Here is a 13246-nt window from a genome sequence, read left to right as displayed (position 1 = left end):
CGCCAGGGCCGGGCGTGCCCTGGCCGTTCCGCTGACGCGGGGCAATATCCGGCCAGGGTCTTTGGTCGTTATCCGTGCTGGCCGGGCTGGCCGGGCTGGTAGGCCCCGGCGGGCTGCTGAGTGATGACGTTCACGCGGTTGATGGCGTTGATGAGGGCGATGAGAGACACCAACGCCGCGAGCTCGTCCTCGTCGTAGTGCTTGGCAGCAGTCGCCCAGACCTCGTCGGTGACGCCGCCGGCCGCGTCGGCGATGCGGGTGCCCTGCTCGGTCAGTTCCAGGGCGATGCGTTCGGCATCGGTGAACACCGTGGCTTCCCGCCAGGCCGCGACCATGTTGAGGCGGGTGGAGGTCTCCCCGGCGTGTGCAGCGTTCTTGGCGTGCATATCGACACAGACACCGCAGCCATTGATCTGACTCGCGCGGAGCAGCACCAGTTCCCGCGTCGCGGCTGGCAGCGTCGAGTCCGCGAGCACCTTGCCCGCTGCGATGATGTGCTTCAGGGACCTGCCTGCAAGCGGGTTCCCGAAGAGATTCAAGCGGGCATCCATCGTGCACTCCTTACCGTTTGTTCGTTGTCGCCCCTCTAGGACAGACAAGTGCGGCACCCTGTGACGGCAACGGATATGACGTGCGTCTCCCCCGCCGGAGCGTCGCGGACGCGAAGGAGAGCTCGGATTGCCTGTTGAGGACCGAGGTTTGACCCGCTCGCCTCGCGGGCCGCGGTCGTCAGGGCGGGCACTGGCGGCAACCAAGCACGTGGACAAGGACCTGCGGTGGCCTCGGGTAGCCTGCCAGACGTCGTGCGGAAGCATCCTCGAACGTGAAGGCAAGGAAATGAGCTCGGCTGGGAGCGGCGGTACGCGAGCCGACGGGACGGACCCCGGGCCTGGGTCAGCGGATGAGATGGACGCGGCCAGGTACCGGCCGCTGCTGTTTTCCATCGCCTACGGGATGACCGGATCTGTGGGCGACGCCGAGGACATGGTGCAGGACGCCTTCCTCGGCCTGGCCCGGGCACGTCAGGCGGGAACCACGATCGCCGCTCCGAAGGCGTACCTGACGACGGCGGTGACCCGGCTGGGAATCAACTACATGGGTTCGGCGCGGGTGCGGCGGGAGATGTACGTCGGGGACTGGCTGCCCGAGCCGGTTGTCGTGCCCGCCGACGGGTCGGGGCCGGCCGAGCACGTCGAGCTGACCGACTCGCTGTCCATGGCGTTCCTGGTGCTGCTGGAGGCCCTCTCGCCTGTGGAGCGGGCAGTGTTCGTGCTGCGTGAGGTGTTCGGGTACGGCTACCCGGATGTGGCGATGATGACCGGAAAGACCGAAGTGAACTGCCGGCAGATCTTCGCGCGCGCCAGGCAACGTATCGCCGCCGAGAGGCAGGTAACTGCCGACCCGCCGCCTCCGAGGCTGCGGGCGGAAGGCGAGGAGCTCGCCCGCAGGTTCTTCGAGGCCGCCGCGGGCGGCGACATGGCCGCGCTTCTCAGCATGCTTGCGCCCGACGTGGTCTTCCATGGGGACGGTGGCGGCAAGGTGCAGGTGTTCGGGAAGCTGCTGGCCGGGCGCGAGCGCGTCACGCGGCTACTCGTCGGCGTGTTCCGCCGGAGCCTGGCGCTGAGCATCTCCCTCCAGCCGGCCTGGGTCAACGGCCGGCCGGGCGCCGTAAGGTACGACGCCCAAGGGCGCGTGGTCAGCGTACTTGAGCTCGACGTCGTCGACGGCGTGATCCAGGCAATTCGCTCGGTGTCCAATCCCGACAAACTTGGTCACCTTGGACCAGTGTCGGACATCGGGCTGTTGTGACGTCCTAGAGCAGAGCCCGCCAAGGACGACCGTCCGGTCTGCCGTCGACGTCCTGGCCGCGCAGCCCGGCCGGACACAGCAAGAGAGCCTCTGCTCTGCGTTTCCGCAGGTCAGAGGCTCTCTTCGTGCTGGTGGCGGGTGCAGGGTTCGAACCTGCGTAGGCTAACGCCGACAGATTTACAGTCTGCTCCCTTTGGCCGCTCGGGCAACCCGCCAGGGGTGGTGCTGGTCCGAGGACCAGCGGGAGAGACTATACGACAGACAGTGCCCCTGACAGCAAATCGGAAAGGTAGTACCCATGGCTTCGGAGTCCTCCTTCGACATCGTGAACAAGGTCGATCACCAGGAGGTGGACAACGCCGTCAACCAGGCGGCGAAGGAGATCAGCCAGCGGTTCGACTTCAAGAACGTGGACGCCGGGATCAAGTGGTCCGGCGAGACGATCGACATGCAGGCGAACACCGAGGAGCGGGTGAACGCGGTGCTCGACGTGTTCAAGGACAAGCTGGTCAAGCGGCAGATCTCGCTCAAGGGGCTGGAGGCGGACGAGCCGAAGCTGTCCGGGAAGGTCTACAAGATCAACGCCTCGATCAACGCCGGCATCACGCAGGAGAACGCGAAGAAGCTGTCCAAACTGATCCGCGACGAGGCCCCGAAGGGCGTCAAGGCGCAGATCCAGGGTGACGAGCTCCGCGTCTCCAGCAAGAGCCGCGACGACCTCCAGGCCGTCCAGTCCCTGATCAAGAGCCAGGACCTCGACTTCGCCGTCCAGTTCGTCAACTACCGCTGAGCAACCCTCGAGGCGATCGCCCCGCGCCGAGCAGGTATCGACCTCCCCGGCGCCGGGCACCCTTGCCACGCACCGTGACGACTGATATCACTGTGCGCACCGAGCGTGAGGGGATGTCAGGTGGGGGAGATCAGCGCGGCTTGGATGGTTCGTGCAGGCCGGAGCGGCGAGCGGGCCGAGGCCGCCATCGCCGAAGGGCTGGCGATCGCCGGCTGGGTCGAGCTGGGCGACCTGTCGGAGATCAAGACCAGGTCCGAGCTGCGCGAGGCGGTGCGTACGACGTACCCCGACCGAAGCAATGCGGTGATCGGCAACTGGACCGGGCAGCTCTGGCGCTTCCTGACCCGCATCCAGGTCGGTGATCTGCTGGTCGTGCCGCGCAACCGTGACCAGATCGCGATCGGCACCGTGACCGGCCCGTACGAATACCGCGCGGATGCCGACCCGAATCTTCGCCATGTCCGTCCGGTGAAGTGGTCCCGCACAGACGTGTCGCGGTCGACCGACGTGCTCCCCGACCTGCAGAACTCGATGGGTTCTCTGCTCACCGTGTTCGGGCTCAAAAGACACGACGCCGTACGGCGGATCCAGCAACTGGCGGAGACAGGCACAGATCCGGGCCGGGACCAGTCCGAGTCCGATGGCGGCGGACCGGCGAGCCGGGACGAGTTGCTCGACCAGGCCGCGAACGGCAGTGCGGAAGCGCCACGACTCACGATCCGTCAGTTGCTGGCCCTGTGGAACACAGGCCGGCGGACCGCGGGAACAGTGGCGGCGATCGAGTCCGATCTGGCCGATCGCGGGCTGACGACGGACCCGCCGTTCACCGAGGGCTGGATCGACAACACGATTCGTCTCGTTCCCATCAGTACGGAGCCTGAGCCGTCGGAGGGTCCCGCGGCGGTCGAGCCGGGCGGCGAGATCCTGACCGCGGACGAACTCCCCCCGGTCTCGCTGCGGATCGGCGATCTGGAGTCGGCCAACCGTCCGGTGACGGGCGTCGACTCCGACGAGTCGCTCCCCGCGGCGATCACCCTGATGCTGGCCAACGACTATTCTCAGCTGGCCGTCCGTGACTCGGCGGGCGGCGTACGTGCCGTGAGCTGGGAGTCGATCGCCAAGGCGTCGGTCGCCTACCCGAATGTGACGCTGGCGCACGCCACCGTCGGCGCCCGGATCGTCGACCACGATGCCGATCTGCTGGCGCAGGTCGGCGAGATCTACAAGTTCGGGTATGTGCTCGTCCGGGGCGCTGACCGGGTCTCCATCACCGGCATCGTCACGACGGCGGACCTGACCTTGCAGTTCGCGGCGATGGCTCGCCCGATCGCACTGATCGAGGAAATCGAGCGCAGGCTGCGGCGACGCGCGGATGAGGCGTTCACGCTGGAAGAACTTCGCGCGGGTGCCAACAACCCTCACAAGATCAAGTCTGCCGCGGATCTCATGCTGGGCGCCTACGACAACCGGCTCCTGGCCACGGAGGAGTCCTTTCACCGGCTGGGGTGGAAGCTCGACCACAAGCTGTTCCTCAACGCGCTCACTGCCGTACGGCGAATCCGCAACGAGTTGATGCACTTCTCGACGGACCCCCTGACCGACGAGCAGATGCAGTCCATCCAAGGCCTGGTCAACATGCTGCGCACGGTCGATCCGCGCGCCTGACTCAACGGCAAAGCAGTCGCACGACCGCGGGTCGAGCGGGCATGCTGGCGGGGTGGGTGTGACGTTGTTGCGGAAGTGGTTGCTTGCGGACTTCGGGCTCGACGTGGTGGGGCTCTCGCCGGTGGTGTACGGCGCGGATGTCGCGGCGCAGGTGTGGAAGGCGAGTACTGCGACCAACACGTACGCCGTGAAGTGGAGCGGGGCCGGGACGAACACGGGGCATCAGGTCGCGGCGTTCCTCGCGGACAGCGGGGTGCCCGGCGTACCGGAAATGATCCGTACCACCGAGGGCGGGCTGTGGAGCGTCCACGCGAAGAAGCGGTTGACGATCACGCCGTGGATCGACGGGGTGCGGGCGGGCGAGACCGGGCTGACGGACGAGCAGTGGTCGGAGTACGGCGTAATGCTGCGGCGGGTGCACGACGCGGAACTGCCGCCGCGGTTGCGGGACGCGTTGCCGAAGCACAGCCATATCGATGCGGGTACGCCGGCGCTCGCGGAGGAGGTCCGTGCGCGGCTGGAGGCTCCGGAAGGGGATGTCGCGGAGGAGTTGGCGGCGGTGTGGTCGCAGTACGAGCACGTCATCGCCGACCTGCTCACGAACCGGCCGCCCGCGCCGGACGGTCCGCGCGTCGTGTGCCACGGCGACCCGCACCTCGGAAACGTCCTGGTCGACGATGGACTGCACCTGATCGACTGGGACGACGTGATCTACGCACCGCGTGAACAGGACCTGATGTTCATGCTGGGCGGAATGGGCGACATCGGCCCCACCACGCCCGGGCAGTTGGACGCGTTCCTGGCTGGGTACGGACCGCATCTCCTCGACGAGGATGCTGTCCGGTATTACCGCCATGTCCGAGCGCTGGAAGACGTGATCGGCTGGTCTCACCAGGCCGTGACCGGTCCTGACAACGCCTACGCCCTCCAGGTCGTCGAAGGCGTTCTCGCCTCGGGTCTCGCGGCGCTGGCGGTCCCTGGCCGGGCGCGATGACGATGCTGCGTCCCGACTATCCGATCCGCACAGCGCGCCTGACGGTGCGGCCGTTCACACCCTCGGATCTCGAGGACCTGTGCGCGATCCGTTCCCGGGACGACGTGACCCGTTACCTGTACGCCGAGCCGGAAACACCGGAGCAGGTGAAGGAGGTGCTCGAGCGGAAAATCGGTGAGGTCACGCTGGACGCGGTCGGGAAAACGGTTTCATTGGCGGTCGTGTGGCCGCAGCTCGATCGTGTGATCGGCGAAGTGCACCTGCAGTGGCTGAGCGGCGAACATCGGCAGGGCGAGATCGGGTTCGTGATCAATCCGGAGTATCACGGCAACGGGTTCGCCACCGAGGCAGCCGAGGTGGTACTTCGACTCGGCTTCGCCGGGCTGGGTCTGCACCGGATCATCGGGCGACTGGACTCCCGCAACGTCGGCTCCGCCCGGGTGCTGGAGAAGCTCGGAATGCGGCGCGAAGCGCATTTCCGGCACGACGAGATCTTCAAGGGTGAGTGGAGCGACCAGCTCGTCTACGCGATGCTCGACGACGAATGGCAGTCCCGCGGCTGAGCGCGCCGGGCGGGCCGGGTGGGCCGGATGGGCCGGGCGGGCCGGGCGCCGGATTCAGGCGTGGCGGAGCCAGATGTTGGGCTCGGTGTAGGTGCCGGTGTCGGCGGAGCGGTCGATGTGCAGGACCGTGAGGCCGTCGGGGATGGTGTAGGTGCCGGTGGACGGGAACTGCATCTTGGTCCAGGACTCCCAGTCGGCGACCGAGCCGGTCATGGTCTGGGAGGCGGCGGCCGGCGCCAGGATGGTCGCGCCGAGCCGGACGTGGGTGCGGAGCCAGGGGTCGAGCGGAAGGCCGTCCTCGCGGGTCCAGGTCATGAACGTCTCGATGGGCGTCAGCGGGTAGCGCGACTTCAGCGTCGGCCGGACCGGCGCGATCACCTGCCCGAGACCACCGGCGACAGCCCGGTCGCGGACCGCGGTGATGACGCGGCCGGCGTGACCACGACCCTGCTCGTCGGAGCGTACGGCGGCCGCCATCAGCACGAACGTGTTCGGTACAACGCTTTCCTCGTACGCCGTCACCGACCGCGCCAGCGAGTCCGTGAAACCACCCGGCAGATCCTCGACCGTGCCGTCCCACGCGAGCGGCACGCCCCAGCAGCCCGCGATCAGCCGCCGGTCCTCGTCGACGAGGTAGAACTCCCAGTCGCGGAAGTACTTCACCCGCCGCTCCCGGTACGGCGTCACGCCTTCGTCGTGGAAGATGAACTCCGGCCACTCCTCCGCGAACCGCTGCCCCGCTTCTTCGTCCAACTCAGGCGCAGCCGCCACCGGGATCAGTTCGTACATGCCCCGAACGCTAACCGCCCGCCCAGACCCCGGCCACCGCATTACGACGGCCGGGGCGCGCGGATGTCAGCGGAGGCGCTGCGTGGCCCACTCGGCGACGGTGGCGCCGAGGTGCTCACCGTCTTCCATGGCGTGCCGGAAATGGAGTCCGGAAAAGATTCGGGCCTCCTGGACGTCGTGCCGTACGGCGGTGAGGCTCGAGTAGGTGCGCGTGGTGGACGTGACCTGGCTGTCGATCGTCACGGGCAGCCGGTCGGTGCGGAAGTAGCTCCGCAGCGCCGTGGTGGCCGCACCGGTGAAGCAGGCATGGCCGGAGGGGTAGTCGGGGTGGTTCGCGGCCAGGAGCGGTTGCCAGGCCGGATCGGCGGTGGTGCGCGGGTTGCCGTCCGTGTCGGCGCGTTGAATGGCATGGACCGGACGCCAGAAGCGGTACCGGTACTTCGCCTCCCAGCAAGCGATCAGCGCGTCGCCGGCGCTCACATGCACCAGCGCCAGCATACGAGCCGCCTCTGGCAGTGACAGCTCACGCTCGCTGGCCAAGCGCAGCAACGTCCGACTCCACTGCTGGGCAGCGTGCTCGGTCCAGAACATCGCGCTCTCCGTCTGTACGGCGGTCCGCGTCGTACTGTCCTTGCGGCCGACTTCAGCCACCTCGGCCACGTCACGCGCGTACCGCTTGCTGCTCAGCGGATCCGGACCGTGAGGCCGGAACTGTGCGCGGGACCGCAGCGTCAGCGGCCTGACCTGGGTGAGCACCAGGTCGACCGGTGGAGTCGGCGCGGTCTGTTCCCACACCCCCGGACCCGGCGGCCGCTGCACGTACGTCACCTGGTTCCCGAAGCCGTCACCGGCCCGCCACGCGAGTACTGCGGCTGCCACCGCACGCCCCAGCGCGATCCCGCGCGCCTTGGCCTTCCCGTCCGGAACGCCGGCGAGGTAATCGGCGTACGTCGTCTCGAGCGACGCCCCCGGCGCCCGAGCCTTCAGTACGTCGTACGTCGCCGTGGCGACCGCGGACGCGGCGGACGCGCGCTGATCGGGACGTACGTCGGCCACGAATGTCCTGCCGTACCCGAGCGCGGCCACGGTGTCGGCGATCGCGACGTGCACGACGCCCATCAACACCTCGGAACTGGCCGGCGGGCGCCCGCCCGCGACGATGGACTGCGTCGCGATCCGGCTCCAGTCGAGCACGGGAGCCGCTGAGGGCTCCTTTGCCGGTGCGGCCGAAGCGGCCACGTCGGGCGACAGCCCTGCCACACCGAGCAGGCAGGTGGCCAGCAAGGCGGACAGCGTTTTCACGATGCCGCCCCGGCCGAGGCAGACGTGTGGTGGCGGGTTCCGTGGATGCGCGGCAGGTGCCGGCCGGCGACCGTCGTGACGACGGCGGCAGCGATCGCTGCCAGCAGCATCAGGGCGACCACTTGCAGGACCGACAGACCTGACTCGATCACGACGGTCGACGGCGGAGCCTCGAACGCGACCGGCGAAACGGTTTCCGGATCGGGCGAAGGCAGCTTCGCGTGCGCCGTGCCGGACAGTGCGACGACGGTGACCAGCAGTGCGGTCGACAGACCTGCCAGTCGGGACAACGGTTTCATGGAGTTCCTCCCCGAGTGTGGATCTTTCCGGCAACCATCGCCGCGGCGGACCGCCGGCAGCCATACGCAGTTCGACGTATTCGCAGGGCGGCTCAGCGGGCTTAGCCTGGGCGCAGGGGGAGGGAGATCTCAGCCATGGTGGAGCAGTTGACCGTCACCGAACGCGACCTGCGCCGGATGTTCGACGTGATCGACCGGGGACAACAGGCCGGACCCGACGAGGTGTATCCGCGTGCGCTGCTGCAGGCGCTCCGCGAGCTGATCCCGGCCGACGATGCGACGTTCCAGGTGAGTCGCCCGGTGGACCGGGAGTTCGTCGCGTACGAGGAGGCGCACGAGCAGGACGTCGATCCCGGTGAGGGCTGGGAGGACCTGTTCTGGCGGTCCTACTGGGAGCACGACGTGTGCAGTCGGCCCCAACGCACCGGCGACGACCAGAGCGTCTGGAAGGTCTCGGACTACCTGTCCGCGCGGCAGCTGGCGCGATCGTCGGCCGGCGAGTGGTTCCGGGTGATCGGAATGCGCAGCGAGATCACCGTACCGTTCCCTGCGACCGGGGCGGAGGACCGGCGGCTGATGCTGTTCCGCGGTCCCGGGCCTGATTTCAGCGAACGCGAGCGGCTGCTGCTGCGGATGCTCCGGCCGCATCTGATCGAGGTGCACCGCGACCTCGGGCGGCGGCGGGCCGGGATACCGGACCTGACCAGCCGGCAGTTGCAGCTCCTGCGGCTGGTGGCCGAAGGGCACAGCAACACCCAGATCGCGCGCCGGCTGTTTGTTGCCGAAGGCACCGTTCGGAAGCACCTGGAGAACATCTACCAACGGCTGGGTGTCACCAGCCGCACGGCCGCCGTGGCGACGGCGTTCCCACTCACCCGCTCGGCCTGACGTAGAGCAGTCCCGACCGGCGCCGATCGCCGAGACAGCCCAGACCGCCGAGCAGCCCCGGTCGTCGATGACGGACCGGGGCTGCGGCGGTGGTGCGGACTAGCCGGCGCAGAGTGCGAAGGCGTCGGGGACCGCGGCGTCGAGCGCCTCGAAGTCGAGGTGCGAGATCGACGGTGTGCCGCTGTCGGCGCCCTTCTTCAGGGTGCCTCCGGCCATGGTTCCGTGCGTGTTGATCAGTGTGCTCGGAGTCGCCCCGGCGGCCGTGGCCAGGTGGGCGATACCCGCGTCGCACAGCCCCGGCAGGAACTCGGCCGCGAGGGCGCTGAACGGCACCCAGTTGGCCGATCCCGACATCCCTTGCGCCGCTCTGGCGTTCAGGTTGGTCTTGAAACAGAAGTGCGCGCTGGCCGGACCTGCCGCGAGTGCCAGGGCCGCGACCGCGCCTGCTCCGGTCATGAGCGCACGGCGAAGCAATCTGTTCATGGTGTTTCCCCCATCCCCCATGCGGACCCCCTGTCCGCGAATTCGTGAACTGTGACAGGAGATCGGGCCGGGTTCAAGACGTCGAGCGATCACTCTCAGCGAAGGGATCAGGGCGGCGGGGCCGAGGTTGATTGGCGGACGGCGCGGGGAGACGTGCCCAGTTCCCGGCGGCAGGTCTTGTTGAAGGCCTGCAGGTCGGGTATTCCGACCGAGGCGGCGATGGCGGGGATGGACAGGGTCGAGGACGTGAGCAGGTGGCGGGCGCGGGTGACGCGGCGCCGGCGGATGTAGGCGATCACGGTCGAGCCGGTTTCCTGCCGGAACAGCCGGGTCAGGTGGTTGTGGGAGACGCCGGCCACGCGGGCCAGGCCGGGGACGGTGAGCGGCTGGGCGAGGTTGGCCTCGATGTAGGCGATCGCCGTGGCGACGGCCGGGTGACCGGTCTCGGTGGTGGCCGGTGTCAGTTCGGCGATCCGCCAGAGCGCGGTCCACACCTCCGCGGTGGTACGTGCCCCGCCCGAGGGGGACGACTCGATCGCCGCACGCAGCAGTCCGGACAGCAGCGGCGCGGCCTCACCGGCGTCCTGTACGACCGGGACGTACGACGGATCGCCCGTGACGACCGGCCGGAAATGCGCGTACAGGTGCTCGGACCGTCCGCGGTAGTCGAACTGCACCTGGGTGCCGGCGGGCGTCAGGGAAACGTGTCCCGGCGCCACGGAATACGTTGTACCCAGCAGGGTCAGGTCGGCCGAGTAGTTGTACAGGTGCAGCTGCCAGAGGTCCGGCAGCCGGAACACGTCCCGCCGTCCGCGCACTCCGTGGATCCCGGCGCCGACGTTCACCACCTCCGGCGGTTGCGCGAGATGCAACTCAAGCATGGTGAGAATTTACCAGCAGTGGTGATCACAACCCACGCGGTGGAGCGTTGATCGAACCTAGCCTGGTGGAGTAGCAACCACTACCCCACCATGGGAGTCTCCATGCCCCATCCGCATCGCAAGCACCTGCTCACCTCGGTCCAGGTGGCACATTTCGTCGCCACCGGTTCGCTCCGGATGGACGCCGTCGTACCGGACGACATGAACCAGCAGGCGATCGAGGTTCTGAACAACGGCATTCCGGGCGTTCCGTACGGCACCCCGCTGTCGGAGGCGTTCACGGACAGCGATTTCGTCCAGCGGCTCGTGCAGTTGCCGGAGGTGGCGGGCGCGATCCACAGCCTGGTCGGGCCCGAGCCGACCGTCGACCACCACGCGGTCCACATCCGCAAGGCGCACGAGGGCGAGGCGCAGAACCTGCACGGTGACGCGATCATCGACGTCCGCACCGACGCGTTCGACGTACAACTCATGTACTACCCGCAGGACGTGACGCTCGAGATGGGCGGCACGCTCAGCGTTCCCGGCAGCCACCTGCGCCGCACCAACGAGTCGGACACCGGCCGGTACCAGAACCTGCTCGGCCAGACCCGCCTGGTCTGCCCCGCCGGCACCGTGCAGTTCCTGCACCACGGCATCTGGCACGGCGGCCGCAAGAACGACAGCGACCTCGACCGCTACATGTTCAAGATCCGCTTCAACCCGACCGTCCGCCAGGTCCGGCTCTGGAACACCGACGACCTGTACGACGAACAGGTCGCGGCGGAGCTGGAGCAGGGCTTCCCGTGGTACGAGAACGCCACCGGCCGGCTGGAGCGCTACAACCGCATCAAGCTGTGGCAGGCCCTCACCGGCGACGACACCTACGACCCGAACTACTGGGTCACCCGCGTTGAGAACCGCCCGCAACGGGTTGTCGCCCAGCGCGTCAACAACCCGCACGCCAAGCACGCCACGGGCAAGAAGGAGATGGTATGACCGCCACTGTCGAGACCCCGCAGCAAACCGGCCTCCGCCAGCAGGTGCTGGTGCTCTACCTGGCCTCCTCCGCGCTGGACGCCCGCGTGGTCGGTTGGTCGGAGTACGACGGCACTGGTGCGACTCACCCCACCACAGGTGACAGCGACGTGCCGCCGTACGCGACCGGGCTGGACGCGCTCAAGGACGGCTGGCGTCTCTTCCAGGCGTCGCAGCTGAACCCGCCGTACCCGGGCCACGAGTACGACGTGTCGTTCCTCAAGCACGAGTTCTTCTTCGAGAAGCTCGTCACGGTGTGAACAACCCGTGCTGCATGGCGAACAGCGCGGCACCGGCTCGGGTCGACACACCGATCTTGCCGTAGATGTGCTGCACGTGATGCTCCGCAGTACGGCGTGACACGACCAGCTCGCGCGCAACGTCCGCGTTGGACGCCCCGCGAGCGACCAGACGCAGTACCTCGACCTCTCGCTCGGTGAGACCGGCAGGTCGAGTCAGGCGGTGGCCGGGCACCTGTTGCCCGGCCACCGCCAGCACTGCCTTCACACACTCGGCGTCCAATCGCCCGGCCGTCACCTGTCCCAGCAGAATCTCCGCAGCACCAACCGGCGAGTGCGCCGACCTGTGCGGACGGTCCTCGGTCAGCGCCTGGTAGCAGTCAGCCGCAGCCAGCAGCCGCGCAGCGGTCGACAGCTCAGTCCCATTGACCTGCCGCGGGTACCCGGACCCGTCGAGCTTCTCGTGATGAGCAGCAGCCAGTGCCGCGATCGGCTGCAGTACTGCGGACCGCCCGAGGATCCGCCCCGACTGGTAGGGGTGCAACCGCACCTGCTCCCAGTCGGACCGCCGCAACGGCCCCGGCCGCTCCCACACCGCTGTAGGCACGCCAACCCGTCCCAGGTCGTGCAGAAGCGCCGCACGGCGCAGTGCGGCGCGTTCGTCGTCGCTCACCCCCAGCAGACCCGCAGCCTGGTCAGCCAGCGCAGCGACGCCGGTGGAATGGCCGAACAAGTACGGCGACTTCAGGTCCACGAAGTACGCGAACGTCCTGGCCAGCTCGTCCAGATCCGCCACCCGGCGCCATGGCTGCGGCTCGGCGTCGACCACCGCCTCCCAGACGTCGATGTCGTCCAGGTCCGCGACGAGCGAGTCGTCGTACGCGGCAACGACCTCAGGGTCCAGCCAGCTGCCCTGCCGCTGCCGGAGCTTGGCGCCGTCGAGGTAGATCACCGCCTGCGTGGCGACTTCGGCGATGCGCGTGGCGATGGCGATCTCGCCCCCTACGAGCCCTCTCGGCCTGCCTTTGCCGTCCCAGCGCTCCAGGTTCTGGTAGAGGGCCTCGACAACAGCCGGGCCCAGTGCGAGTCGCTCGGCGAGCATGCTGCCCACCTCGCAGATCGCCCGCAGTATGTCGTCGTCACCGGCCTTCAGGGTGCGAGCGACGTACTGCAGTCGTCGAACACCGGTCCCACGACCCACCTGACGCAGCAGAGCCAGTGACTCGCCAAAGCTGGCGGTGTCTGTCTGCTCCGCCTGCGGACGCAGCTCCCCGGCACGTGGACCCATCAGGTGCGCCTCCTCGTGGGCGGTCGCAGTACACCCGAGGTGACGGAGCAGGGTCGCGTAGTAGACGGTGCGCTTGTCGGGCACACCCAACCGGTCGGCCAGGCGGGTCGCCACCAGACAGCTGCGGATCGACTTCTCCGGACGCTGGTCCATCGCCACGTCGAGGGCCACCGACAGCGCGCAGAGAAGCTCCGCGAGGCGCGGATCCTGCTGTCCCATCGCATCCCTCCTCGGGATGG

The 13246-nt window shown here is 68.3% G+C and carries 15 protein-coding genes and 1 tRNA gene; 8 read left to right on the top strand and 8 right to left on the bottom strand.

Annotation, left to right across the window (positions count from 1 at the left end; translation table 11 throughout):
• Positions 1-68: 68 nt before the first annotated feature.
• On the bottom strand, positions 69-551 hold the full coding sequence (locus tag BJY22_RS10465) for a carboxymuconolactone decarboxylase family protein (protein ID WP_167205688.1): 483 nt from the start codon (positions 549-551) through the stop codon (positions 69-71).
• 286 nt (positions 552-837) lie between these two features.
• On the opposite strand from BJY22_RS10465, the gene sigJ reads away from it, so the two are divergent.
• On the top strand, positions 838-1809 hold the full coding sequence (gene sigJ / locus BJY22_RS10460) for an RNA polymerase sigma factor SigJ (protein ID WP_167205686.1): 972 nt from the start codon (positions 838-840) through the stop codon (positions 1807-1809).
• Positions 1810-1938: 129 nt separating this feature from the next.
• Here sigJ and BJY22_RS10455 read toward each other — a convergent pair.
• Positions 1939-2024 (bottom strand) — tRNA-Tyr (locus BJY22_RS10455).
• A gap of 83 nt (positions 2025-2107) precedes the next feature.
• Between BJY22_RS10455 and BJY22_RS10450 the strand changes: the two genes are divergently transcribed.
• The 4 genes from BJY22_RS10450 (at position 2108) to BJY22_RS10435 (ending at position 5821) form a co-directional block, all read left to right on the top strand.
• Positions 2108-2599 carry a YajQ family cyclic di-GMP-binding protein gene (locus BJY22_RS10450; RefSeq protein ID WP_167205684.1) on the top strand — a complete coding sequence of 164 codons (492 nt, stop codon included), beginning with the start codon at positions 2108-2110 and terminating at the stop codon, positions 2597-2599.
• Positions 2600-2719: 120 nt separating this feature from the next.
• Positions 2720-4264 carry a restriction endonuclease gene (locus tag BJY22_RS10445; RefSeq protein ID WP_167205682.1) on the top strand — a complete coding sequence of 515 codons (1545 nt, stop codon included), beginning with the start codon at positions 2720-2722 and terminating at the stop codon, positions 4262-4264.
• 52 nt (positions 4265-4316) lie between these two features.
• Complete coding sequence (locus BJY22_RS10440) at positions 4317-5258, top strand: phosphotransferase (RefSeq protein WP_167205680.1); 942 nt, start codon at positions 4317-4319, stop codon at positions 5256-5258.
• A complete protein-coding gene (locus tag BJY22_RS10435; RefSeq protein ID WP_238350337.1) occupies positions 5255-5821 on the top strand; it encodes a GNAT family N-acetyltransferase in 567 nt (188 codons plus the stop codon). Before BJY22_RS10440 ends, BJY22_RS10435 begins: the two co-directional genes overlap by 4 nt.
• Positions 5822-5875: 54 nt before the next feature.
• Here BJY22_RS10435 and BJY22_RS10430 read toward each other — a convergent pair whose 3' ends face one another.
• The 3 genes from BJY22_RS10430 to BJY22_RS10420 all read right to left on the bottom strand — a co-directional run bounded on the left by BJY22_RS10430 (position 5876) and on the right by BJY22_RS10420 (position 8211).
• A complete protein-coding gene (locus BJY22_RS10430; protein ID WP_167205678.1) occupies positions 5876-6610 on the bottom strand; it encodes a hypothetical protein in 735 nt (244 codons plus the stop codon).
• A 66-nt stretch (positions 6611-6676) separates the two neighbouring features.
• Positions 6677-7912, bottom strand: a complete 1236-nt coding sequence (locus BJY22_RS10425) for a phosphatase PAP2 family protein (RefSeq protein ID WP_167205676.1) — start codon at positions 7910-7912, stop codon at positions 6677-6679.
• Complete coding sequence (locus BJY22_RS10420) at positions 7909-8211, bottom strand: hypothetical protein (protein ID WP_167205675.1); 303 nt, start codon at positions 8209-8211, stop codon at positions 7909-7911. Before BJY22_RS10420 ends, BJY22_RS10425 begins: the two co-directional genes overlap by 4 nt.
• Positions 8212-8346: 135 nt before the next feature.
• Between BJY22_RS10420 and BJY22_RS41530 the strand changes: the two genes are divergently transcribed.
• Positions 8347-9099, top strand: a complete 753-nt coding sequence (locus BJY22_RS41530) for a helix-turn-helix transcriptional regulator (RefSeq protein ID WP_238350336.1) — start codon at positions 8347-8349, stop codon at positions 9097-9099.
• Positions 9100-9198: 99 nt separating this feature from the next.
• On the opposite strand, the gene BJY22_RS10410 is transcribed toward BJY22_RS41530, so the two are convergent.
• Complete coding sequence (locus tag BJY22_RS10410; protein ID WP_167205673.1) at positions 9199-9582, bottom strand: hypothetical protein; 384 nt, start codon at positions 9580-9582, stop codon at positions 9199-9201.
• A 107-nt stretch (positions 9583-9689) separates the two neighbouring features.
• A complete protein-coding gene (locus BJY22_RS10405) occupies positions 9690-10463 on the bottom strand; it encodes an AraC family transcriptional regulator (protein WP_167205671.1) in 774 nt (257 codons plus the stop codon).
• Between the two features lie 102 nt (positions 10464-10565).
• Between BJY22_RS10405 and BJY22_RS10400 the strand changes: the two genes are divergently transcribed.
• Positions 10566-11441 (top strand): phytanoyl-CoA dioxygenase family protein, encoded by an 876-nt coding sequence (locus BJY22_RS10400; protein WP_202891060.1) that lies wholly within the window; start codon positions 10566-10568, stop codon positions 11439-11441.
• Positions 11438-11740, top strand: a complete 303-nt coding sequence (locus BJY22_RS10395) for a hypothetical protein (RefSeq protein ID WP_167205669.1) — start codon at positions 11438-11440, stop codon at positions 11738-11740. The genes BJY22_RS10400 and BJY22_RS10395 overlap by 4 nt, the downstream gene beginning before the upstream one ends.
• On the opposite strand, the gene BJY22_RS10390 is transcribed toward BJY22_RS10395, so the two are convergent.
• The gene (locus tag BJY22_RS10390) at positions 11730-13226 is read right to left on the bottom strand and encodes an HD domain-containing phosphohydrolase (RefSeq protein WP_167205667.1); all 1497 of its coding nucleotides are present in this window, start codon (positions 13224-13226) and stop codon (positions 11730-11732) included. The genes BJY22_RS10395 and BJY22_RS10390 overlap by 11 nt on opposite strands.
• Positions 13227-13246: the final 20 nt, after the last annotated feature.

This window comes from Kribbella shirazensis, from assembly GCF_011761605.1.
Taxonomy (GTDB): Bacteria; Actinomycetota; Actinomycetes; order Propionibacteriales; family Kribbellaceae; genus Kribbella; species Kribbella shirazensis.
Note: the sequence above shows the minus strand (reverse complement) of the source record. Positions and strands in the feature narration are given on the sequence as shown.

What these genes read in the sequence shown, in the direction of transcription:
- BJY22_RS10400 (WP_202891060.1), top strand. Translation starts at nt 10,566, where the DNA reads ATGCCCCATCCGCATCGCAAGCACCTGCTCACCTCGGTCCAGGTGGCA.
- BJY22_RS10430 (WP_167205678.1), bottom strand. Translation starts at nt 6,610, where the DNA reads ATGTACGAACTGATCCCGGTGGCGGCTGCGCCTGAGTTGGACGAAGAA.
- BJY22_RS41530 (WP_238350336.1), top strand. Translation starts at nt 8,347, where the DNA reads ATGGTGGAGCAGTTGACCGTCACCGAACGCGACCTGCGCCGGATGTTC.
- BJY22_RS10465 (WP_167205688.1), bottom strand. Translation starts at nt 551, where the DNA reads ATGGATGCCCGCTTGAATCTCTTCGGGAACCCGCTTGCAGGCAGGTCC.
- BJY22_RS10450 (WP_167205684.1), top strand. Translation starts at nt 2,108, where the DNA reads ATGGCTTCGGAGTCCTCCTTCGACATCGTGAACAAGGTCGATCACCAG.
- BJY22_RS10435 (WP_238350337.1), top strand. Translation starts at nt 5,255, where the DNA reads ATGACGATGCTGCGTCCCGACTATCCGATCCGCACAGCGCGCCTGACG.
- BJY22_RS10395 (WP_167205669.1), top strand. Translation starts at nt 11,438, where the DNA reads ATGACCGCCACTGTCGAGACCCCGCAGCAAACCGGCCTCCGCCAGCAG.
- sigJ (WP_167205686.1), top strand. Translation starts at nt 838, where the DNA reads ATGAGCTCGGCTGGGAGCGGCGGTACGCGAGCCGACGGGACGGACCCC.
- BJY22_RS10410 (WP_167205673.1), bottom strand. Translation starts at nt 9,582, where the DNA reads ATGAACAGATTGCTTCGCCGTGCGCTCATGACCGGAGCAGGCGCGGTC.
- BJY22_RS10420 (WP_167205675.1), bottom strand. Translation starts at nt 8,211, where the DNA reads ATGAAACCGTTGTCCCGACTGGCAGGTCTGTCGACCGCACTGCTGGTC.
- BJY22_RS10390 (WP_167205667.1), bottom strand. Translation starts at nt 13,226, where the DNA reads ATGGGACAGCAGGATCCGCGCCTCGCGGAGCTTCTCTGCGCGCTGTCG.
- BJY22_RS10405 (WP_167205671.1), bottom strand. Translation starts at nt 10,463, where the DNA reads ATGCTTGAGTTGCATCTCGCGCAACCGCCGGAGGTGGTGAACGTCGGC.